The 407-nt window shown below is 63.1% G+C and carries 1 pseudogene; it reads left to right on the forward strand.

The features are described from left to right. Positions 1 to 407 (forward strand): annotated as a pseudogene (locus tag F1735_RS34325) (VapE domain-containing protein); the annotation flags it as partial.

Here is a 407-nt window from a genome sequence, read left to right on the forward strand (position 1 = left end):
GGCTCGCGGCAAACCGCGCGCGGGACGCTTGGAGCAAAGCGGCCCATGTGCCGCTTGAGCATCCCTACCTTGCGCGCAAACAGATCGTAGCCGATGGCGTACGCGTCAGTTCGGACGGACTGCTGCTGATTCCGATGGTGCGCGCTGGCCAGTTGGTCGGCATGCAGAAAATTGACCAAGAGGGCGAGAAACGCTACAGCAAAGGCATGGACAAGCTAGGTGCCTTCCATTGGCTTGGCCAGCGCCCTGGTGCGGACATCATCGCGTGCGGCGAGGGATACGCGACGTGCAGCAGCGTGCGCATGAGCGTGAGCGCTATCGTCGACCTGCCCGTTGCCGTCGCATTCGATGCCGGCGGGATCATGGCAGTCGCGTTGAGCTTGCGACAAGAGCATCCGCGGTCGCAT

The organism is Massilia genomosp. 1, from assembly GCF_011682185.1.
Taxonomy (GTDB): Bacteria; Pseudomonadota; Gammaproteobacteria; order Burkholderiales; family Burkholderiaceae_D; genus Telluria_A; species Telluria_A rubra.